This window comes from Rhizobium sp. FY34 (assembly GCF_005222845.1).
Classification (GTDB): Bacteria; Pseudomonadota; Alphaproteobacteria; order Rhizobiales; family Rhizobiaceae; genus Neorhizobium.
Map to the genome: position 1 here is coordinate 291,465 of NZ_STFZ01000006.1, position 19,891 is coordinate 311,355.

Consider the following 19,891-nt stretch of genomic DNA (forward strand, 5'->3'; position numbering starts at 1 on the left):
ATGACCGAGGGAAAACTCCCTTTAAAGTTTGATATAGGTCTATCTGCGAAAGCAGAAGTAAAAGCTGAGGTGCCTACATCGGCCATGGGTCGTCTCGTCGATTCTTTGACAGATGCAATTAGACCCTTCACGGAGCACCGTGGACTGAGAGGCGATCTTATAAGACTCCAGCGAGAGGATGTTCTCATAGAGATTGCCAAACGTGCTTCAAAACGATTGGCCTTGGAGAGTGCGATGCCTCAACCGGTAGCCAATCGTATACTGATCCCTCTTTTGGAAAAAGCGTCATGGACGGATCCTGATGACAATCTACTTATTGATAGCTGGGCAAATCTATTGGTCAGCGCGACTTCGAGTCCAAACCCAAATCAAGCTATCGCAGTAGATATTCTAAGTAAGCTTGACACACTTCACGTTAAGCTTCTTAACGACAACATCAGCAAAGCATCAGATAAAGATTTCGGAGATGTGCCGCTTGATTATGACGAACACTCAGTCAGAGAGTCCGTAAATAATATTTTTGGGAAAATTTATGCAAAAGGCGCATTTGATGTAGATGAAATGGATAAAAAAATATCAATTTTACTAGATGTTCCGGGCGTTTTTTATAATGCTGGCGGATTTAATGCGGAGAGTGGCGAGGCATATGAGCTTTCTGGTACGCCGTATGTGCGCGGCCAAGAGGAACTAAAGGAGGCTTTGGTTAGCTTAAATATACTGAAAGAATACTTCATAAAAAACATCGAAGTTCCTGGCGGCATAATATGGCTTCAATACTACGTGCTTACGTGGTTCGGGGTTGAGTTCTTGGAAGCTTGCACGTTTTCGAAGGTCGGCGAGGTTGCACAATGATCTCCAAAATCCTCATCGCCAACCGGGGTGAAATCGCCTGCCGGGTCATCAAGACCGCCAGGCGCATGGGCATCAAGACGGTCGCCGTCTATTCGGATGCGGATGCCAATGCGCTGCATGTGCGCATGGCGGATGAGGCGGTGCATATTGGACCGGCGCCCTCCAACCAGTCCTATATCGTCATCGACAGGATTTTGGATGCCATTCGCAAGACCGGCGCCGATGCGGTGCATCCCGGCTATGGCTTCCTCTCGGAAAACCCGTTGTTTGCTGAGGCGCTGGAAAAGGCAGGGATTACCTTTATCGGCCCGCCGGTTGGCGCCATCCAGGCCATGGGCGACAAGATCACCTCGAAGAAACTGGCGGCCGAAGCCGGTGTCTCCACCGTACCCGGCCATATGGGCCTGATTGCCGATGCCGACGAGGCCGTGACCATTTCCGCCTCCATCGGCTATCCGGTGATGATCAAAGCCTCTGCCGGCGGTGGCGGCAAGGGCATGCGCATTGCCTGGAACGATGCCGAAGCTCGCGAAGGCTTCCAATCCTCGAAGAACGAGGCGAAGAACTCGTTTGGCGATGACCGCATCTTCATCGAGAAATTCGTCACCGAACCGCGCCATATCGAAATCCAGGTGCTCGGCGACAGGCATGGCACCGTGCTTTATCTGGGAGAGCGCGAATGCTCCATCCAGCGGCGCAACCAGAAAGTCATCGAGGAAGCGCCATCGCCCTTCCTGACGCCGGAGACCCGGCGTGCCATGGGTGAGCAGGCCGTCGCGCTTGCGAAAGCCGTGGGTTACCATTCCGCCGGCACGGTGGAGTTCATCGTCGATGGCAAGGCCAACAAATTCTACTTCCTGGAAATGAACACCCGCCTGCAGGTGGAACATCCGGTGACGGAACTCGTGACGGGCATCGATCTTGTCGAGCAGATGATCCGCGTCGCATCGGGCGATAAACTGTCCTTTGGCCAGGAGGATGTGAAGCTCAATGGCTGGGCCATTGAAAGCCGGCTTTATGCGGAAGATCCCTTCCGCAATTTCCTGCCCTCCATCGGCCGCCTGTCGCGTTACCGCCCGCCCGCCGAAGGCGAAAGGCCGGATGGCACTCTGGTGCGCAATGATACCGGCGTCTTCGAAGGCGGCGAGATTTCGATGTATTACGATCCGATGATCGCCAAGCTCTGCACCTGGGCGCCGGATCGGCCTTCCGCCATCGAGGCTATGTCTGCCGCACTCGATGATTTTGAAGTGGAAGGCATCGGCCATAACCTGCCCTTCCTTTCGGCGGTCATGGAACAGGAGCGCTTCCGTTCCGGCAAGATCACCACGGCCTATATCGCGGAAGAATTTCCTTCAGGCTTTACCGGCGTCGTGCCGGATGCGGCGTCCTCGCAAAAGCTTGGCGCTATTGCAGCCGTCATCCAGCGCCGGGTGCAGGCGCGCGCTGCGCAGATTTCCGGCACGATCGGCAATCATGCCCGCGTGGTGGGCAGCGACTGGATGGTGCAGCTGGGTGATGTCCATCATGCGGTCAGCCTGTCGGGCGGCGCTGATACCGAACTGGCGACGTTCAAGGACAGCGGCGACAGCCTGTCGGTTGTGAGCACGTGGCATCCGGGCGGAACCCATGCGCATTTTGCCGTGGATGGCGAGAGCCTGGGCGTCAAGGTGGATCTCGTCGGTTCGGCCATCCGCCTTCGCCTGCGCGGCATGGATGTCATGGCCCGCGTGCGTTCGCCGCGTGTTGCGGAACTGGCAAAGCTCATGCCGGTCAAGCTGCCGCCGGATACGTCGAAAATGCTGCTCTGCCCCATGCCGGGTGTCATCACTTCGGTTGCTGTCGTGGCTGGGGAAACGGTGGAAGCCGGCCAGACGCTGGCAACCGTCGAGGCGATGAAAATGGAAAACGTGCTGAAAGCGGAGCGGCGCGGCACGGTCAAGCGCATCGCGGCCTCTGCCGGTCAGAGCCTCGCGGTGGATGAGCTGATCATGGAGTTCGAGTGAGATGGGGTCTTGCGGCTCGGATAAATGGTCATGCGTCGCTAGGCCGGTTGCCGAGCCGTTTGAGGATGTGCTTTTCATGATCCTGGCCGCCGAAGAATACTGCCAGGATCCGCATCTCGTGCTTTTCTTCATCCACTTTGAAATAGAAAGTCGCACTATTCTTGGTCACTTGGCGCAATCCCGGCGAAATTTGATGCCGCAGATTCCCTTGGTGCGGAGCATGGACGAGCGCAAGCATATCTCGGTCGATGGCTTTCAAACGTGCTGCCGCACGAGCAAGTGCGTCCTGCAAGTCGTCTCCGAGCGAGATGTAGGACTCTACCAGATGATCGAAAATCAGGTCGAGGTCACGGTCTGCTGCAGGGGACCGGAACAGATCAAAGCCCATACTGAACTTTCTTGGCTGCAATCAACGCGTCAATACGGCGACTGCTTTCCTCCGCGCTCAAAAAGGGCCCCTTGCTTCTCTCTTCAATCAAGGCCCGTAGCGCTGCCAGTTCCGCCTCTTTCATCTCCGTCTCTTCGCGCAACAGTTCCAGTCCCTGTTGCACAACGGCGCTCACACTCGAAAAGCGTCCCTCCTCAACCAGTCGGCGGGCAAAGGCGTCCTGTTGATCGGAAATGGAGACAGATGTCTTTACAGTCATGGCAGATCCATCCTGATTGTGCCCGCATAATACTACCGGGTGGCACCCTGGTCAATTTGCCGGTCGATGCCAGATCCGCCGAAATAACAACGACAACTTGAGGTGAGGAGACCGACGATGTCGCAGAAAACCATCGTAGACTGGCAGGCCCTTGCCGAGAAGGAACTGAAGGCGGCGCCCGAGACGCTGACCTGGCAGACGCCGGAAGGCATCGATGTCAAGCCGCTCTATACGGCGGACGACCTCCAGGGCATGGATCACCTCGACAGCCTGCCGGGTTTTGCACCCTTCGTGCGCGGCCCGCGCGCCACCATGTATGCCGGTCGCCCCTGGACGATCCGCCAATATGCCGGCTTCTCCACGGCGGAAGAAAGCAATGCCTTTTACCGCAAGAATCTTGCCGCCGGTCAGAAGGGCCTGTCGGTTGCCTTCGATCTCGCCACCCATCGCGGTTACGACAGCGATCATCCGCGCGTCGAAGGCGATGTCGGCAAGGCAGGCGTTGCCATTGATAGTGTCGAGGACATGAAGATCCTGTTTGACGGCATTCCGCTGAAGGACATGTCGGTGTCCATGACCATGAACGGCGCGGTCATCCCTATCCTCGCCAGCTTCATCGTCGCGGGCGAGGAGCAGGGCTGTTTGCGCTCGGAGCTTTCCGGCACCATTCAGAACGACATTCTGAAGGAGTTCATGGTCCGCAACACCTATATCTATCCGCCGGAACCGTCCATGCGGATCATTGCCGACATCATCGCCTATACGGCCAGGGAAATGCCGCGCTTCAACTCCATCTCGATTTCCGGCTATCATATGCAGGAGGCGGGTGCGACGCTCGTGCAGGAGCTTGCCTTCACGCTGGCCGATGGCCGCGAATATGTGCGCGCGGCTCTCGCCAAGGGGCTGAATGTCGATGAATTTGCCGGGCGGCTCTCCTTCTTCTTTGCCATCGGCATGAACTTCTTCATGGAGGCGTCCAAGCTGCGCGCCGCGCGCCTGCTCTGGTCGCGCATCATGCAGGAGTTCGAGCCGAAACAGCCGGGTTCCCTGATGCTGCGCACCCATTGCCAGACCTCCGGCGTGTCGCTTGCCGAGCAGGATCCCTATAACAACGTCATCCGCACGGCCTATGAGGCGCTATCTGCCGTACTAGGCGGCACGCAATCGCTGCATACCAATGCGCTGGACGAGGCGATTGCCCTGCCCACCGAGTTTTCCGCCCGCATTGCCCGCAATACGCAGCTCATCCTTCAGCATGAGACGGGCGTGACCAAGGTGGTCGATCCGCTGGCCGGTTCCTATTATGTCGAATGCCTCACCAAGGAACTGGCGGACAAGGCTTGGGCGCTGATCGAAGAGGTGGAAAGCCTTGGCGGCATGACCAAGGCCGTGGCCGATGGTCTGCCGAAGCGCCTGATCGAGGAGGCCGCCACCCGCCGTCAGGCCGCCATAGACCGGGCTGAAGAGATTATCGTCGGCGTCAACAAGTACCGGCTCGAAAACGAAGAGCCCATCGATATTCTGGCCATCGACAACACAGCCGTGCGCAATGCCCAGATCGCCCGGCTGGAACAGCTGCGGCGCCAGCGTGATCCGGCGCGTGTGGCAGAAGCTCTCGCGTCGATCGTCAAGATTGCCGAGACGGGTGAGGGCAATCTGCTGGAGGCGGCCGTCGAAGCGGCGCGTGCTCGTGCTACCGTCGGCGAGATTTCCGATGCTATGCGCCAGGTGTTTGGCGATCATGTCGCCGTGCCGGACGTGGTCTCCAATATCTATGGCCCGGCCTATGAGGGTGATCCCGAATATGAAAACCTGACCAACCGTCTCGCCGTCTTTGCCAAGGCCACCGGCATTCGCCCCACAATGCTGGTGGCAAAGCTTGGTCAGGATGGTCATGATCGCGGCGCCAAGGTGATTGCCTCGGCCTTCGGTGATATCGGTTTCGAGGTCGTGGCCGGCCCGCTGTTCCAGACGCCGCAAGAGGCGGCGGATCTGGCTGTGACGCAAAAGGTTCAGGTGGTCGGCATGTCGTCGCTTGCGGCCGGACACAAGACGCTTGCCCCACAGCTTGTCGAAGCCTTGAAGGCAAAGGGCGCCAAGGACATCATCGTCGTGGTTGGCGGCGTCATCCCGCGCCAGGATTACCAGTTCCTGCTGGACTCAGGCGTCGCCGCCGTCTTTGGCCCCGGCACAAATGTGCTCGATGCCGCCCGCGCCATTCTCGACCTTATGGAAGGGCGCCGCCGAAACGCCTGAGCTTGCGTCATTTAACCAATTAGGTTATTTGCATGGAGAAGAAAAGACCGCATTGTCCGCTTGAGCGCGTCCATCGGCTGGTGACGAGTGGCCGGGTCCGGGCCACGGGGTCTGCTTTTATCGGTGCTCGAGCGCTCGGCATCGTGGATCTGGATGGAATGTGTCGCGTGCTTCTTGCTTTGACGATGAAGAATTTCTTCAAATCAATGACCACGCATGCCGACCATTCGATCTGGCAGGATGTCTACCGAACACAGACGGATCTCGGGGATGCGGTTTATCTCAAGCTGACCGTCATCGATGATGTGCTGATCGTGTCGTTCAAGGAGCTTTGAGGATGAAATGCCCCTGCTGCGGTGGTGCTGAACTTGTCCATGAGACGCGGAATATGCCCTATACCTACAAGGGCAAAGAGACGATCCTGTCTGCCATTGAGGGAGACTATTGTCCCTCTTGCGGCGAAGTGGTGCTGGATGCGGAGAATGGCAACCGGCTCAGCGACCTCGTCGGGCTGTTTCAGCGGCAGGTGAATGCGGTGCTTGTTGATCCGGCCTATATCGCCTCTGTTCGTCGCAAGTTGAAACTCGACCAGAGACAGGCGGGTGAAATCTTCGGAGGCGGTGTCAATGCTTTTTCCCGATACGAAACCGGCAAGACCCAGCCGCCAATTGCGCTGGTCAAGCTGTTGCGCCTGCTCGATCGACATCCTGAACTTTTGAGCGAGGTGCAGGCCGCCTGAATGAGGTTACGCCAGGTGGCGCTTGGCGGCGTGGCGGGCTTCCAGGTCTGCCGCAAACACGTCGTCCATGCTGCCGGCTTGCGGCAGATGGGCAAGTTCCTCCATCACGGCTTCGGTGATCTCGGCCATGGTCAGGAACCCCGTCTCGCCGGCAATGAAGGCTTCGAGCGCCACTTCCTTGGCGCCGTTCAGCACGGCGCCCTGCACGCCGCCGCGGGTCATTGCAAGCTTTGCCAGGCGAAGGGCGGGAAAGCGGATCTCGTCCGGCGCCTCGAAATCCAGTCTTGCAAGTCTGGCGAAATCCAGCCGTTCGACTGGCAGATGGGCGCGGCGCGGATATTCGAGTGCATAGCCTATGGCGTGTCGCATGTCCGGGCTGCCAAGCTGGGCGAGGATCGAGCCATCCGTGTAACCCACCATGGAATGGATGATCGATTGCGGATGCACGATCACCTCCACCTGGCTCGGCGTGAGCCCAAACAGGTGCATGGCCTCGATCATTTCCAGCGCCTTGTTGAACATCGAGGCGCTGTCGATGGAGATTTTCAGACCCATCGACCAGTTGGGATGGGCACGCGCCGTTTCCATCGTCACATCGGCCATCTGGGCGCGGGTGAAGGTGCGAAACGGGCCGCCGGAAGCCGTCAGGATCACTCGCTCGATGGCGTGGCGCTGGTTTTCCTCCAGAACCTGGAAGATGGCATTATGCTCGCTGTCGACGGGCAGAAGCCGGCCGCCGCCTTGCCTGACCGCCGAGACGAACAGATCGCCGGCCGAGACCAGACATTCCTTATTGGCCAGCGCGATATCCGCCCCGCGTCTGGCGGCTGCCAGCGTGGGAGCAAGGCCTGCGGTGCCGACAATGGCGGCCATGACCACATCGGCCTGGGCGCTGGCGGCTTCCAAAAGCCCCGTTTCGCCGGCAGCGATTTCGATCCCTGTGCCCGACAAAAGGTCGCGCAGCGCCACATACTGGCTTTCATCCGCTGTTACGGCCAGTTTGGCGCCATGTGCTTTAGCCTGCCTGGCAAGAAGCTCGATATTGCCGGCCCCCGTCAGCGCCACCACATCGAACGCATCTCGACCGCCCAGATGGGTGACGACATCCAACGTATTCGTACCGATCGAGCCGGTGGAGCCGAGAATGGTGATGCTGCGCTTCAAGCTGGTCATGCGAAAGGTCCGGTTTGGTCCCCGCTCGTTTACAGGGGCCGGAGCCGGGTCACAAGGGCGGATGCGCCGCATTGAATTTCATGCCCGCCGGTGCCAGATGCGATAGATTGGAAATGCATGGTATCGGCGGAGAAGCAATATGGCTGGGTCAGTCCTGACAACCACATGCGCCATCGCGGGCGGTGGACCTGCCGGCATGATGCTCGGCTTGCTTCTGGCGCGCGCCGGGGTCGATGTGACGGTGGTGGAAAAGCACAGTGATTTCCTGCGCGATTTCCGGGGCGACACCATTCACCCCTCGACGCTCGAAGTCATCCATGAACTTGGTCTCGAAGAGGCCTTCCTGAAGCTGCCGCATACGCGTGCGCCAAAGCTTTCGGCCGAAATGGGTGGCCGCACCATCACCATGGCCGATTTTTCCCGCCTGCCGGTGCGCAACAAGTTCATCGCCTTCATGCCGCAATGGGACTTTCTCGATTTTCTGTCAAAGGAAGCGTCGTGCCATCCAAATTTCCGGCTGCTGATGAGCGCCAGGGTGACCGATGTGCTGGAAGAGGGCGGCCGTGTTACGGGCCTGGCGCTCGACACATCGGACGGGCCGCTCACCCTCAAGTCCACGCTGGTGGTGGCAGCCGATGGCCGGCATTCCATCGTGCGGGAAAAGGCGGGCCTTGAGGTTGAAAGTTTTGGCCTGCCCAGCGAGGTCGTCTGGATGAAGCTGTCGAAACAGAAGGGCGATCCGGCGGAAACAATGGGCCATGCCGGGCCGCGCCAGGGCTTTGTGCTGATTGATCGCGGCGATTACTGGCAATGCGGCTATATCGTGCGACGCGGTACCTTTGCCGACTATCGTGCTGGCGATCTGGAGGATTTCCGCGCCAAGGTGCGTGAGGTCTCGCCATTGCCGGCTGATCGCATGGGGGAAATCGGCAGCTGGGATGATGTCAGCCTGTTGCAGGTGCGCATCGACCGGCTGAAGCAATGGTGGCGGCCGGGTTTGCTGGCGATCGGCGATGCAGCCCATGCCATGTCGCCCATCGGTGGCGTCGGCGTCAATCTTGCCATTCAGGATGCTGTTGCGGCCGGCAATATTCTGGGCAAGGCCCTGCGCGAGGGTCAGTTGACCGATGCGCATCTTGCGGCTGTCGAAAAACGCCGCCTGTTTCCCACCAGGGCGACACAGAAGCTGCAACTGATGATGCGGTCCGGTCGTCGCAAGGATGAGGCCAGTGACGAAAAGCGCAAGGGACCGCCCGCCTTCATTCGCGGGATTGCCCGCTTTCCGCTGCTGGCGCATATTGCTGGCCGCCTCATCGGTCTTGGCTTCCGCATGGAGCATATCCGACCGGTCTGACGAAGCCGAAAGCCTGTGTCCGGCCTGGCTCATTCTGAGGCAGAGGCAAGGTTATGCACAGGCCGAATTGTGATTCTGGAGAATAAATGTTTCATTCTGAAACGTAGCGGATTCAAATTTTCCTTGCAAAACGCAAGCCAGTTGACTTCCTTGCGTCTCTGTTTAGTCATTTTTCCAAATTATTTACCGCTTTCGTCGAATGACTGGAGATGCTGGGCCGAATGGTACTGCGGCACGTTGATCCGGGTCGAAGAGCATGCGGTCGGCGGAAGAAAAAAAGGGGCAATGACTGCACCCTTCTTCCGGTTTCAACATCCCTGGCAAGGAATGGACCATGACGATAGAACATGTAGATGGGCATTTCATACGGGAACTTGTCGCATCCTGTGACTGGCAGGAAGCGCTGGCTATTCCCAAAGTGTTGTTTGGCTATGTTGCTTCCGTACTCGATGAGCGAGAGCCGAGCGTCTATCTAATAGACCTTCTTCCATCGCTGAGCGCCTCGGCGCAGGCCTTCCTCACAGGCATAGGTTCCTTCACACGTTCTCCACTTCCGGAAAGCGAAGTGGCGCGCCGGCGCAGCAAGCTGCTGGAATGCTTTGATGCCTTCATGGACGAGGCCCGCCTTAACCATGAAAGCATGCGCTTTATGGAGGCTATCCGCGCCGGCGATCGAAGTTAGGCCATTGTTGATAGCGCTACCATTGGTGGCTGGCTTTGCGGTGTTACCTACCTGCTGCGCCCTTGCCAAGCGCGCATGGCTTTCCCACATGCACGATGCTTCCGGCTTGAGCGCGATGAAACACGCGGCGGGCTGAGTGTCGCAAACCTTCGCCCTTGGGAAACCTTCCGTGCCGATCAAGCCCTGTTTACCTGCTGCGCCTGTTCTGCCACCTCCTGCCTGTCTGCTGCACCCGATTGTCTTACATGCGCAGTGAAGTGGAAAGAGGTCTGGCACCCATCCTGTTGGGATTGCCGGAACAGTTCGGCCAAGGGCCGGCGACGCTTGGCAGACTGCTGTCCGTGCTGGGGGAAAAGGCAACCGCGCTGGTGCTGTTGTTTTTTTCGATCCCCGCCATCATCCCGACACCAGGTCTGCCGGCCGGCATGGTCTTTGGTACGGCGCTCGCACTTTTGTCGATCCAGCTTGTCATCGGTGCCGATCGATTTCTTCTGCCTGACAGGCTTGCGCAGGTGAAGGTGCCGCAGGCTCTGCTTGTGGCCATGGCCGTTCGCCTTGGTCCGAAGCTTGCCTGGCTGGAAACCTGGTTGCGGCCACGCTGGCATGTCTTTTGCGGGCCGGTTTCGTTCCGCCTTCTCGGTGCCATCATTTTCGTGATGTCCGTGCTGATTGCGCTGCCCATTCCCTTCGGCAATATTCTGCCGGGCCTGTCGATCTTCTTCATTGCGCTCGGCCTTGCGCAACGCGACGGCATGGCGGTGGCCGGCGGTCTTTTGCTTGCAGTTGCAGCGCTGGCCTTTACCGGCTTCATATTTCTGGGGGGCTGGTGGCTGATCAGCGACTGGATGGGCTGGAATATTGCGTCTGCTCCCATGCCGTGATCCTGGGAGATGCGGGGCTTGCGGGTTCAATCGGGCACGAAGCGTGGCAGGGATAGCGTCACCAGTCCGCCACGCCTGCCATTGCCCAAGTCGATCGTGCCGCCCTGCGCCTCGACAAGTGTGCGTGCAACGGCAAGGCCAAGGCCGGCGCCGCCGGTGGCACGTGCCCGAGACGGTTCGGCGCGCACGAAAGGTTCGAGCAGCAATTCCTCATTGCCTTGCACAAATCCCGGTCCATTATCCTCGATCATGACCCGGATCGTCTGCTCATCAGCTGTCAGGCTTACATGGGCGAATTGTCCATACTTCACTGCATTGTCGATGATATTGCCGATCATCCGGCGCAGCGCCAGGCGGTCGCCGATAATCCAGGCCTCACCCCGGCAGTGGATCGCTTCCAGCCTGGCCGGCAGGTCGGCGCGGCAGAGATCCGCCATTTCACTGCGCAACAGGTCGGCGATGTCCAGCATTTCCTCGTCAAGCGCGCCGACGCCTGCACGCGAGGTGAGGAGCGCATTGTCGAGGAGGTCGATCATGTCGTTGATATCGGCAGTGGCGCGTTCGCGTTCGTTGGCATCGGGAAGCCGTTCAAGCCGCAGGCGCAATCGTGTCGCAAAGCTGCGCACATCGTGCTGAATGCCGCCAAACAGGGCCATGCGGGATCGCGTCATCACCCGCAACCGGCTCTGCAATTGCTCGAAAGCGCGGATCAGCGCGCGAATTTCCGGTGTCGTGGAGCGAATGACCGGCAGCGGCACCAGTTCACCGGAGGGATCGATTGCATCCAATGCCTTGGCCAGCCGCGTCAGCGGGCGGATTTCCCGGTGCAGCATCACGAAGGCGACGAAGGCAAACAGAGTGCCGAACAGGCCGCCGCCAACGCCGGCGGGAAGGCCAAAGAACATCACGATAAAGGGCGTGCGTGCCGAAATGACGAGCACCTGGTCGCCACCCATGGCAATGACAAACACCAGCGGTCGGGCGGTTTGCCGCAGCGAACGCGAGCGCATCATGCCGTCTGTCGTGTCAACGTTATGCACCGACAGAAGCCGCTCGCCGATCGCTGCGCGATAGGCTGAAAAATCCGCGTCATCGCGCAATTCCTCGGCGGGCCGTGGCTGGTCTTTGCCCGGCAGAAGCGCAACGGACAGGATGACGGAGTCGAGTGCGTGCAGCACTTGCGGTCTCTGGCTTGCAGGGGTCGCATCCACGAGCTCGACAATCGCAGTCAATTGGCCGGTCGGCAGACGCGTTTCGATCTGCGACAGGTCATTGGACCAGTAGAAAAAGGAAATCAACACAAGCCATAGGCCGAGCAGCGCGCTTGAGCCAATCGCAAAGAAGCGTGCCGGAAGTCCAAACCCCACCTCTATCATACTCCTGCTTGCTTATTCGGAAGCCTGAATGTCGGAATCGAACCACTAGGGTACCTGCCGGACGGGCACGGTCAGAAGATAACCGCCGTTGCGGATCGTATTGATGAGGTTGCAGCCGGGGTCCAGCGCATCGAGCTTCTTGCGCAGCCGCGATACCAGGATATCGACCGTGCGATCGAAGGGGTCGGCGCTGCGCCCATGGATCCAATCGAGGATCTGGTCGCGCGACAAAACGCGGCGGGGCCTCAGCACGAAACAGGAGAGCAGCTCGAATTCCGCGTTGGTCAGTGGCACGATCTCACCGGCATCGGTTGTCAGCTGATGGGCTTCCAGATCAACAATGAAGCGGTCAAAGGCGAAGCGGCGCGTTAGCGTCGCAACCGGTTTTGCAGAGGCACGACGTACAAGCGCGCGAATCCGCGCCAGAAGTTCGCGCGGCCCGAACGGTTTCACCACATAATCATCGGCGCCGATTTCCAGGCCGACGACGCGGTCCACCTCTTCGCCCTTGGCCGTCAGCATCAGGATCGGCAAGTCGCTTGCCGCCCGAAGGCGCCGGCAGATGGACAAGCCATCCTCGCCGGGCAGCATCAAATCCAGCACGACGAGATCGGGCTGCAGCCGCTCCAGCGCCCGGTCCATATCGCGTCCATCTTCGGCAAGTTCGACGACAAAACCTTCGCGACCTAGAAAATCGGCGACAAGGCGGCGAATTTCCGGGTCATCGTCTACGATGAGGATCGTCTTGGCATCTGGTTCCATGGTGGGAGGAGACATTTCGCAGCCGGAAAATCAATAGAAAACGGGAGATGCTACAAAATGTTACAAATAGGCAATCACATTCAACATCATGACATGCGCCGTTCAATCGGCAGCAAACATCGGCCTTCACTCTGACATTACTGGTGAACGGGAATTGCTGGTGGCGGAAGGTTCATAAAGCCCTTGGGGGTGCCGGAACCGACCAAATCCAACCTTTTCGCCGGCATTGCACCCCCCTCTCATTGCGGAGGCCGCGACCTTCTATAAGGCAATGATGGGGTCAGCAACCGTAGTGTACCAGGGCCGCACCCCCACGGGCCGAGATGGCAGCACTTCCGGCAGAAATGGCAGCATTACGCGATGGTGCCCCACGCCCGGCGGACTAAATCCCCATCCCATCCGCCGGGCGTTCCCTCATTGTGGCGGGCCGGCGGCCCGCTCTCGGCGCTTGCGGTGCGCGACAACATCCAGGTCGGATACAAATCGATACAAAACACAACGTTGGCGAAAAGCTGTAGCCATGCGCGAGGCTCAGTCTTTGTCCATGCCGCCGAAAGGGCGGCAAGCCCATATGGAGGCAAACATGCTGAAAAGACTACTGATTGCGCTTGCGCTTATGGCCGCTGGCCTATCCACTGCAACGGCTGCGACCGTTGCCGTATCGACTGGAAACGTCAATCTTCGTGCCGGTCCCTCAACAGCCTATCCCGTCGTCACCACGGTGCCGGTCGGCATGCGCATCGTCACGCACGGCTGCCTTGCCGGCTATAGCTGGTGCGATATCGCCTTCGGCCCCTATCGCGGCTGGGTTTCGGCGAACTATATCCAGGTCGTCTTCAATGGTGCCCCTGTCGTTCTCTCTGCGCCGGTTGCCACGTCCGTTGGCATCACCGTCGTCGCCTTCAACCAGGCCTATTGGAACAATTATTACCGGGCCTATCCCTGGTACGGCTCCTGGAACACCTATTATGGCGCCTATCCGGCTGGTGCACCGGCACGGATCGATTCCTATGGCCGGTCTGTCACCTGCGCCAATGGCAATTGTGCTGCTTCAAGCAGCGCAACGGGCATTTATGGCGGGGCAACCAGTCAGAACCGCAGTTGCTCAGGCGGCGAATGTACATCGACGCGCAACAGTATCGGCCCCTATGGCAATTCCATGTCGCGGGTCAGAACCTGCAGCGCCAATGATTTTTCCTGCGATGTAACCCGTACCGGTCCGCGTGGTGGCATGGTGAGCGGTACGCGCACGTTCGAGCGCTGGAACTGATTGAGGCAACGATTGCATGGCCCGCCTTTGGCGGGCCTGCGACATGGGACGGTTTAATTGGTTTGTCCCTGACCCGCGCCAGTATCATTGATTTCATTGCGCTTTTTCAGGGTGATCAAGTAAATGTGTCCCTGACGCTTTAATTGCTATGTCCCCGGAGGGCGTCTCCTGGCCGCTGGCCAATAAAAAAGGCCCCGAAACCGGAGCCTTTGAAACGTCGAATGTTGGTAATGATGCTAGGCCGCCTGCGGCTCGAAAGTGAACTTGTCCAAGTCGCGCCGCCAATAATATCGTCCTGACCGTTTCGCTGGATCGAAGCTGGGCTCGGCACCCAATTGCTCCATTCGGTGTACGACGATGTCGGCGCGGGTGCCGTAGATGGCGGCAATGTCCGCCACGGAGATATGCAGACTCTGAAAAGTCTCAAGCGTTTTCGGTTCGATGAACGACTGCATTCGACGTGTCGCGGGATTCAGTTTCTCGACCGCTGCAAGCATGCCGCTCGCGACCAGCGGATAGACCTTGGCCTGCGTTGTCTTCAATACAGCGGCGGCCTCTTTGATGGCCAGCAGTTCGGTCCCGATCGCCTGCTTGGTCACGAGCCGCCTCGTCTCCTGAGCTTCTTTCAAGTTCACCAGGAGGTGTGGAAACGTAAAGCTGTCATCGGTTCGAGCGATATCATGAAGCTGGCCATCCAGGACCATCTCGACCAACTCCCGAAGCTGGCAGTTGCACCGATGGGCGGCATTCACAATTGGCAGATAGTCCTCGAGATCGATCTCGATCTTCGATCGTTCGAACAGGCGCGTCTGAAAATCAGTCAGGTCCTGCTTCCTGATCCGGGTGTAGATGCGAAGGTCCCCGCGATCAGTTTCCACCCGTGGCAGAAGACCGGCATCAATGATCTCGTGAAGTCTCGGCCCGTTCAAATCCAGGATGGCAGTGGCCTCGGTAAGAGACAGAGTGTCACGTGCGGCTTCAAGGATTGGCCTCGCCAGCTCCGCGTCGAACGAAGGCTTCATCTTGGTTTCCACCTCGGGCTCCAGTAGACCGGCTTTCGTCATGAGTTCTGTGACTCGTGGCTCCATCAAATCGTACTCCACGCTCGCCGACCGCACGGTGTGACGGTAGCGCTTGCGGGTAGGCAGAATACAGATATCGCCTTCTCCCAAAGGCATTGTCCTTTCCGCCAAGTCTTGAAATAGCTCGATGAGGGTCGCGTAGGCGGGGGCGTCGAGATTGCGCCGAAGCCATCTCGGAATTGGTTCCATGGGCGCGGACTCATCCTCCAGCGCGGCGCTTTCTCCGAGCACAAGCTCCGACACCACTGATCGAATATGGGCTTCGCCCAGCTTTACGGCGTCAAACCCGCGCTCTGAATCGTCAAGCCAGTCTGGGCCGCGATAGCGACGCAGGAAGCGGCCGAAGTATTTCGACAGCCCTGCGACGACATAGGCCTCGAAGCTGTCGAGGAAAGGATTGGAGACCTCACCTCGAATTCTCCCGATCAGGTAGCGGTCCAATTCCCTCGGCGCGCCGTTACCCTCGGCCCTGTTGTCTTCGGAAAGCAGATGCTCGTTGGAGCGGACAAATTGGGTGAAGTCATCCTCGTTGTTTTCGCGTGCGACTTCGGTGATCAATGTGTCGTGGATCGGGCATGTCTCGATCGCTCTCGTTTCCCACCAGGCCCGGACATACGGACGCGAGAACTTGCGTCCCGTGCCAAACCGAAAGTCGTCCTGAATGCACCGTGTGCAGAACCGGTGCGCGTTGCCGCGGCGGTGGTCCCTGCCGAAAAGCGCATTCCCGAGTGCGAAGCCCAGCCGATCGTCAGCATTCCGGATCGCGAACTTGGCCAAACGTTCGCGGTCCTCTCCGGACCAGGCTTCCAGAAAGGCCATCGCCTCGGCGCTACCGCGGGCGATCGAGAGAGCGGTCGTTTCGGTGCAATCGAGGAAGGCTCCCATGGAGGGGTAGCCGTTCGCCGCAGCGAGGCGGGAAACGAAACCAAGCGGCGTTTCGTCGTCGTGAAACGGGACAGAGACAGGGAGCTTCATCGGGACTTTCCTTTCCTGCGCGGGGTTGTTTCGGGAGCGAGGTCTGCAAGCGCGTGGTCTGGTACCAGGTCACGCCAACGGGAGGCGCTGAAGAGGTTGTCACGGGGCATGCAACCCGTGTCACGCTCGTAGTTGCGGGCGAAATCCTTGATCGAGACAGATTTGCGGCCCCGTTCAAGGGCTCGAAAACAGGCCTCCTGCACCATCGCGATGATCGATCCGAATGCACCATTGCCCCCGCGGCAAAGCCTTTCGGGGAAATCTTCATCAAGAAGTTCTGCCGACAAGGACAAGTCGCATCCTTCGGTCGCCACCTTCCTGAGGATGTTCCCGATCCACTGTGCATCCGCCGGGCAGCTGAGGGCCTCGTACCGCAGGACACGGGAGCGGTTCGCAAGCTGGGGGTCACCCCTCAGCAATGCGGCTAGCTCGGGAACGCCGGAATAGATCGTGTGCAACGGCCAGTCGCCGATCTGGACGAGACTCTTGAGTGTATCCTGGACGTGGCGGATCGCGGCCGGCGTGTTGTGTCGCATGACATGTTGCATCTCGTCCACGTGGAGGTACTTGATCCCACGCTCGCGAAGCTGTGACTTGAGGACATTGAAGATTGCGTCTTCCGTCATGCGTTTCCGAGTTGGCAACCCCATCGTCTCGAGGATCGTGATCGCCAGCGCCTTAGTGTTGCAAGGCCGAGGCGCATCGATGCTCAGGACAGGCGACACGGTCTCCCCGTATTCGTTTCGGTAGGGACGAAATTCCGGCATCGTCGCGAAATGATACTGGAGCGATCGGGTCTTTCCGCTTCCGGACTCCCCGATCACGAAAAGGGCGCGCCGCTTGGAGCCGACGCCGAACTCGCAATCTTCGACGTTGACGGTCATCTCCCGCAGATATGACGCCAGCTTCGTATCGCGACCGGTCGTCAGATAGTCGGCGCGAATCCTGGCCTTGATGGCGGCGAACTCGGCCGTCTCGATGTGATTGGTGTCGGTCATGTCAGTCGTCCTCGTTGTAGTCGAGAGTGGAGGGAAGGGATTTCACCTGCGACGGGGGGCTGTCCTCGGTCGCATGAGCGGTTGCCGAGGCTGCGGATTTCGGTTGGCCGATCGGCAAGGCGCTCTTTGACGGGCCGCGGAGAGGGTCGACAGGTGGCGACATCTCCGAGACGAGTTCGGGCAAGGGACCCGGACGTCGCGTGCCGGCCTTCCAGCCGCGCATGACTTCACGCTCCATGCGCTCATGCTCTTCCGCATCGGGGATCGCGGGATTCAGCTGGGCGCGGACGGTCGCGTTCTCACCCGCGCGCCGCAGCCTGTTGACGGCCTCATACATCGCCGCCATGCCGTCCTCGGCTTCCGTGGCATTGTGCGCGAGTTCTTCCTTTCGCGCGGCCGTCCACTCCGCGAGCGAGATGTCGTCGACGAGGCCAACGGTGTTCTCAACGGTGAACCAGCCCTCGTCGCCTTTCACGGCAATCCAACGGACATTTTCCGGATCGGCCTTGATCTCGAACTCTTTCTTGCCGTGGCGCATGCGCTGGACATTGAGTTCGTCGCTGCCGTAGGTGATGCCCTTGTACGTGATGCCGTCGTCGGAGATCGTCCGGGTTGCGGACTCCCCGAAAATCTGGAGCATCTCTTCATCCGACGGGACGTGCCTGACACGATACTCCTGCGTGGCGCGGACCCAGGCGTTGTGCGGGGAGTTCCCCCCGAGCGAGGCATGCGGCTTGTTGTGGTAGATGTCACAGACCGCATAGGTGAACATCCGGACGAACTCGTCCGTGGACACGGAGGCGAAATCCTCCGGTTTGTAATCACCCTTCTCGGCAATCGAACCGAAGGTGCGGCCGTCGAAGTAGTTGGCGATCATCGGCCCGATCGAGTGGAAAAGGCTCTCGATGAACGGCCGGCGCGCAGGGTCCCCCGCAGGAGGACAGGTCGTGCCGATAAGCGCAGCCTGCATGACGGCGCGAGTGCGCTCGGAGATGAACGCCGATCCGTTGTCCGAATAGACCTCCTTCGGTCTCAGCATGCCGATCCACGGCGTCTTCGCACCGACCGACTGCGAAAGGAGGCGCTTGTCCGACATGATCATGCGAAGCGCCGAGATTGCGGCATTCGCGGTCGGATTGAATGTCGCCCTGAAGGCGAGCACATAGCGTGTCGCCACATCGATCGCCGCCACGAACCAGATGCGCACCTTCGGGATGTTCTTGCGCACCCACTCGGGCAGACCTTCGTACAGGCCGGTCTCCACGAGAAGCGTCATGAGATCGACATTCACCTCGTCGATCTCGACCCGCTGGCCGGGGGCGAGGATGTCGTAGGTCCGAAGGTTCCTCGCGTACTTGTCGATGGCCCACTTCTCGCCATTGCGGCTCGCGTCCTTCTCGAACTCGTCGAACCGATTGATCATGGACTCGAACTTGGTTCGGGAAACCTGGTGAAGCTTCGTCGTCCGCGACTGGTTGATCTCGTAGAGTTCGGCCCGATATTGCAGGTAACAGTCGGCCTTCGTGGGCTTCTTTCGCGACAGGTAGCGGCGCGCGCCGCGGTGGGCGATCGCCATGCTGTCTGGGCAGCTCATGAAGAGCCGCTTGCCGGGGCCATGATGGCGATGGGCGAGCGCCAGCGTCTCCCTGCCGCACCTCAAGTATTCGGCATAGTCCCGATTGAACTGGCGCACTGTCGGTGCCCCGAACGAGGTGATTTTACGATCGCTGCGTCTGCGTCGCTTTCCCTTCTTGGCACCGAGAATTTCTTCAGCCCATGCATCGAGGAGATGCTGGAGCTTCGCTTCCGAACGCGGGATAGCCTCGCCCGCCTTGATGCATTCATCCTCGTAACGCTGGATGAGCTTCTGGCGGAAACTGGGCAGGACGCGCTTTTCGGGATCAAGGCCTTCGAAGGTCTCATCGCCCCAAATGAGGCGCAGCCTCTGTTGGGGAACGCTGTTGTATCCGTAGTGGATAGTCGCCCGCTTCTCCATCAGCAGACGATGCATTTCCGTGTGAGCCATGAAAATCTCACGGCCATCGTCCTCGTGACGCATCACGTAGCCGTCACCGTCGTCGCGTAGCGGAATGTAGTTTTGCCCGCCGGTCGTAAAGCGGTCGGTGTCGTCCAGCTCCACGATCGAGTGGTGGTAAACGCGTGCAGGCAGGGCGTAGTTCGGCATGGCAATCTCTATGCTCCGTTGAAAACGATAGGGCGGTGTTGGAAAGGGGGGATCAGGAGGGCGCGGTCAGCCAGCTCAGGTCGGAAATTCGCCCGGGGCCGAGCGGGACCAGCTCGCCGCGGTCGATGAGTTGCCACACCGCATCGCGTCGCGCTCCGACGTGGCGGCACCCGCGCAGAAGTTCGGCGAAGCGGAAGCGTCCGACGAGACGCTTGGCGATGGATCGTGCGGCTTCGTACTCGACCTCGTCGAAATGCTCCCGGGCACGCAGGATGTCGTGGGCGTTGTAGAACGCCTCGTAGGTCGCATCCTCTTCCGTCATGAGACGCAGGTCGTCTGCGACATGGGAGTGATCATGCCGTGCGATACGGTCGAACATGTCGAGGATTTGCGCCCGCTTGCGGGCGTGTTTGACCGCGACGGCGACGCGGTAGCCGTCATCGAAGACCACATAGTAATCGATGGTGTGATCGTGGATCACGCCATCGTCGTCTGCGAACGGCAGAATGGGGAACTGCGAATGGAGTTCACGCACGTCGGGACGCGCCTGGATGACCGTCGAGACACGGTGCTCAAGCTCGCTTTCGTGGAAAACCACGGTGCCCTTGAAGATCGTGAAGCCGCGCGCGGTCTTCGCCTGACGAAGCGCCGGA

18 protein-coding genes are annotated in these 19,891 nt (G+C 59.4%); 9 read left to right on the forward strand and 9 right to left on the reverse strand.

Going from position 1 to position 19,891, the window contains the following annotated elements:
- Nucleotides 1–852 (forward strand): hypothetical protein, encoded by an 852-nt coding sequence (locus tag E8M77_RS04665; RefSeq protein ID WP_137129449.1) that lies wholly within the window; start codon nt 1–3, stop codon nt 850–852.
- Nucleotides 849–2,858, forward strand: coding sequence for an acetyl/propionyl/methylcrotonyl-CoA carboxylase subunit alpha (locus E8M77_RS04670; protein ID WP_137129450.1), 2,010 nt, complete (start codon nt 849–851; stop codon nt 2,856–2,858). Before E8M77_RS04665 ends, E8M77_RS04670 begins: the two co-directional genes overlap by 4 nt.
- Nucleotides 2,859–2,886: 28 nt before the next feature.
- Here the strand turns inward: E8M77_RS04670 and E8M77_RS04675 are convergent, their stop codons facing one another.
- The gene (locus tag E8M77_RS04675; protein ID WP_137129451.1) at nt 2,887–3,246 is read right to left on the reverse strand and encodes a type II toxin-antitoxin system RelE/ParE family toxin; all 360 of its coding nucleotides are present in this window, start codon (nt 3,244–3,246) and stop codon (nt 2,887–2,889) included.
- On the reverse strand, nt 3,236–3,505 hold the full coding sequence (locus tag E8M77_RS04680; protein ID WP_137129452.1) for a type II toxin-antitoxin system ParD family antitoxin: 270 nt from the start codon (nt 3,503–3,505) through the stop codon (nt 3,236–3,238). The genes E8M77_RS04675 and E8M77_RS04680 overlap by 11 nt, the downstream gene beginning before the upstream one ends.
- A gap of 117 nt (nt 3,506–3,622) precedes the next feature.
- Here E8M77_RS04680 and scpA point away from each other — a divergent pair, with 117 nt between their 5' ends.
- Genes scpA through E8M77_RS04695 form a run of 3 tightly spaced genes read left to right on the forward strand, consistent with a single transcriptional unit; the run spans nt 3,623 to nt 6,500 of the window.
- The gene (gene scpA, locus E8M77_RS04685) at nt 3,623–5,761 is read left to right on the forward strand and encodes a methylmalonyl-CoA mutase (protein ID WP_137129453.1); all 2,139 of its coding nucleotides are present in this window, start codon (nt 3,623–3,625) and stop codon (nt 5,759–5,761) included.
- Nucleotides 5,762–5,793: 32 nt separating this feature from the next.
- Nucleotides 5,794–6,096 carry a type II toxin-antitoxin system MqsR family toxin gene (locus E8M77_RS04690; RefSeq protein ID WP_137129454.1) on the forward strand — a complete coding sequence of 101 codons (303 nt, stop codon included), beginning with the start codon at nt 5,794–5,796 and terminating at the stop codon, nt 6,094–6,096.
- Between the two features lie 2 nt (nt 6,097–6,098).
- Entirely contained in the window at nt 6,099–6,500 is a 402-nt protein-coding gene (locus E8M77_RS04695; RefSeq protein ID WP_137129455.1) for a type II toxin-antitoxin system MqsA family antitoxin, read from the forward strand.
- A 6-nt stretch (nt 6,501–6,506) separates the two neighbouring features.
- Here the strand turns inward: E8M77_RS04695 and dxr are convergent, their stop codons facing one another.
- The gene (gene dxr / locus E8M77_RS04700; RefSeq protein WP_137129456.1) at nt 6,507–7,673 is read right to left on the reverse strand and encodes a 1-deoxy-D-xylulose-5-phosphate reductoisomerase; all 1,167 of its coding nucleotides are present in this window, start codon (nt 7,671–7,673) and stop codon (nt 6,507–6,509) included.
- Between the two features lie 139 nt (nt 7,674–7,812).
- Between dxr and E8M77_RS04705 the strand changes: the two genes are divergently transcribed.
- From E8M77_RS04705 to E8M77_RS04715, 3 genes are all read left to right on the forward strand, one after another.
- A complete protein-coding gene (locus E8M77_RS04705; protein WP_137129457.1) occupies nt 7,813–9,027 on the forward strand; it encodes an FAD-dependent oxidoreductase in 1,215 nt (404 codons plus the stop codon).
- A 334-nt stretch (nt 9,028–9,361) separates the two neighbouring features.
- Nucleotides 9,362–9,709, forward strand: a complete 348-nt coding sequence (locus E8M77_RS04710) for a hypothetical protein (RefSeq protein ID WP_137129458.1) — start codon at nt 9,362–9,364, stop codon at nt 9,707–9,709.
- Nucleotides 9,710–9,954: 245 nt separating this feature from the next.
- The gene (locus tag E8M77_RS04715) at nt 9,955–10,590 is read left to right on the forward strand and encodes an exopolysaccharide biosynthesis protein (protein WP_137129459.1); all 636 of its coding nucleotides are present in this window, start codon (nt 9,955–9,957) and stop codon (nt 10,588–10,590) included.
- A gap of 26 nt (nt 10,591–10,616) precedes the next feature.
- Here E8M77_RS04715 and E8M77_RS04720 read toward each other — a convergent pair whose 3' ends face one another.
- Both E8M77_RS04720 and E8M77_RS04725 read right to left on the reverse strand, forming a co-directional pair.
- Nucleotides 10,617–11,957 (reverse strand): HAMP domain-containing sensor histidine kinase, encoded by a 1,341-nt coding sequence (locus E8M77_RS04720; RefSeq protein ID WP_246659120.1) that lies wholly within the window; start codon nt 11,955–11,957, stop codon nt 10,617–10,619.
- Between the two features lie 54 nt (nt 11,958–12,011).
- Nucleotides 12,012–12,728: a response regulator transcription factor gene (locus E8M77_RS04725; protein WP_137129504.1), complete on the reverse strand. Its 717-nt coding sequence runs from the start codon at nt 12,726–12,728 to the stop codon at nt 12,012–12,014.
- A gap of 583 nt (nt 12,729–13,311) precedes the next feature.
- Here E8M77_RS04725 and E8M77_RS04730 point away from each other — a divergent pair.
- Nucleotides 13,312–13,998, forward strand: a complete 687-nt coding sequence (locus E8M77_RS04730) for an SH3 domain-containing protein (protein ID WP_137129461.1) — start codon at nt 13,312–13,314, stop codon at nt 13,996–13,998.
- A 236-nt stretch (nt 13,999–14,234) separates the two neighbouring features.
- On the opposite strand, the gene E8M77_RS04735 is transcribed toward E8M77_RS04730, so the two are convergent.
- Genes E8M77_RS04735 through E8M77_RS04750 form a run of 4 tightly spaced genes read right to left on the reverse strand, consistent with a single transcriptional unit; the run spans nt 14,235 to nt 19,836 of the window.
- Nucleotides 14,235–16,055 carry a TniQ family protein gene (locus E8M77_RS04735; protein ID WP_137129462.1) on the reverse strand — a complete coding sequence of 607 codons (1,821 nt, stop codon included), beginning with the start codon at nt 16,053–16,055 and terminating at the stop codon, nt 14,235–14,237.
- Complete coding sequence (locus E8M77_RS04740) at nt 16,052–17,053, reverse strand: ATP-binding protein (protein WP_137129463.1); 1,002 nt, start codon at nt 17,051–17,053, stop codon at nt 16,052–16,054. The genes E8M77_RS04735 and E8M77_RS04740 overlap by 4 nt, the downstream gene beginning before the upstream one ends.
- A 1-nt stretch (nt 17,054) precedes the next feature.
- Nucleotides 17,055–19,238 (reverse strand): Mu transposase C-terminal domain-containing protein, encoded by a 2,184-nt coding sequence (locus E8M77_RS04745; protein WP_137129464.1) that lies wholly within the window; start codon nt 19,236–19,238, stop codon nt 17,055–17,057.
- Between the two features lie 52 nt (nt 19,239–19,290).
- On the reverse strand, nt 19,291–19,836 hold the full coding sequence (locus E8M77_RS04750) for a hypothetical protein (RefSeq protein WP_246659121.1): 546 nt from the start codon (nt 19,834–19,836) through the stop codon (nt 19,291–19,293).
- Between the last annotated feature and the right edge of the window lie 55 nt (nt 19,837–19,891).

Bases quoted from the DNA above. Each gene is read 5' to 3' on its own strand.
- E8M77_RS04665 (WP_137129449.1), top strand. From the start codon at position 1: ATGACCGAGGGAAAACTCCCTTTAAAGTTTGATATAGGTCTATCTGCG.
- E8M77_RS04670 (WP_137129450.1), top strand. From the start codon at position 849: ATGATCTCCAAAATCCTCATCGCCAACCGGGGTGAAATCGCCTGCCGG.
- E8M77_RS04675 (WP_137129451.1), bottom strand. From the start codon at position 3,246: ATGGGCTTTGATCTGTTCCGGTCCCCTGCAGCAGACCGTGACCTCGAC.
- E8M77_RS04680 (WP_137129452.1), bottom strand. From the start codon at position 3,505: ATGACTGTAAAGACATCTGTCTCCATTTCCGATCAACAGGACGCCTTT.
- scpA (WP_137129453.1), top strand. From the start codon at position 3,623: ATGTCGCAGAAAACCATCGTAGACTGGCAGGCCCTTGCCGAGAAGGAA.
- E8M77_RS04690 (WP_137129454.1), top strand. From the start codon at position 5,794: ATGGAGAAGAAAAGACCGCATTGTCCGCTTGAGCGCGTCCATCGGCTG.
- E8M77_RS04695 (WP_137129455.1), top strand. From the start codon at position 6,099: ATGAAATGCCCCTGCTGCGGTGGTGCTGAACTTGTCCATGAGACGCGG.
- dxr (WP_137129456.1), bottom strand. From the start codon at position 7,673: ATGACCAGCTTGAAGCGCAGCATCACCATTCTCGGCTCCACCGGCTCG.
- E8M77_RS04705 (WP_137129457.1), top strand. From the start codon at position 7,813: ATGGCTGGGTCAGTCCTGACAACCACATGCGCCATCGCGGGCGGTGGA.
- E8M77_RS04710 (WP_137129458.1), top strand. From the start codon at position 9,362: ATGACGATAGAACATGTAGATGGGCATTTCATACGGGAACTTGTCGCA.
- E8M77_RS04715 (WP_137129459.1), top strand. From the start codon at position 9,955: ATGCGCAGTGAAGTGGAAAGAGGTCTGGCACCCATCCTGTTGGGATTG.
- E8M77_RS04725 (WP_137129504.1), bottom strand. From the start codon at position 12,728: ATGGAACCAGATGCCAAGACGATCCTCATCGTAGACGATGACCCGGAA.
- E8M77_RS04730 (WP_137129461.1), top strand. From the start codon at position 13,312: ATGCTGAAAAGACTACTGATTGCGCTTGCGCTTATGGCCGCTGGCCTA.
- E8M77_RS04735 (WP_137129462.1), bottom strand. From the start codon at position 16,055: ATGAAGCTCCCTGTCTCTGTCCCGTTTCACGACGACGAAACGCCGCTT.
- E8M77_RS04740 (WP_137129463.1), bottom strand. From the start codon at position 17,053: ATGACCGACACCAATCACATCGAGACGGCCGAGTTCGCCGCCATCAAG.
- E8M77_RS04745 (WP_137129464.1), bottom strand. From the start codon at position 19,238: ATGCCGAACTACGCCCTGCCTGCACGCGTTTACCACCACTCGATCGTG.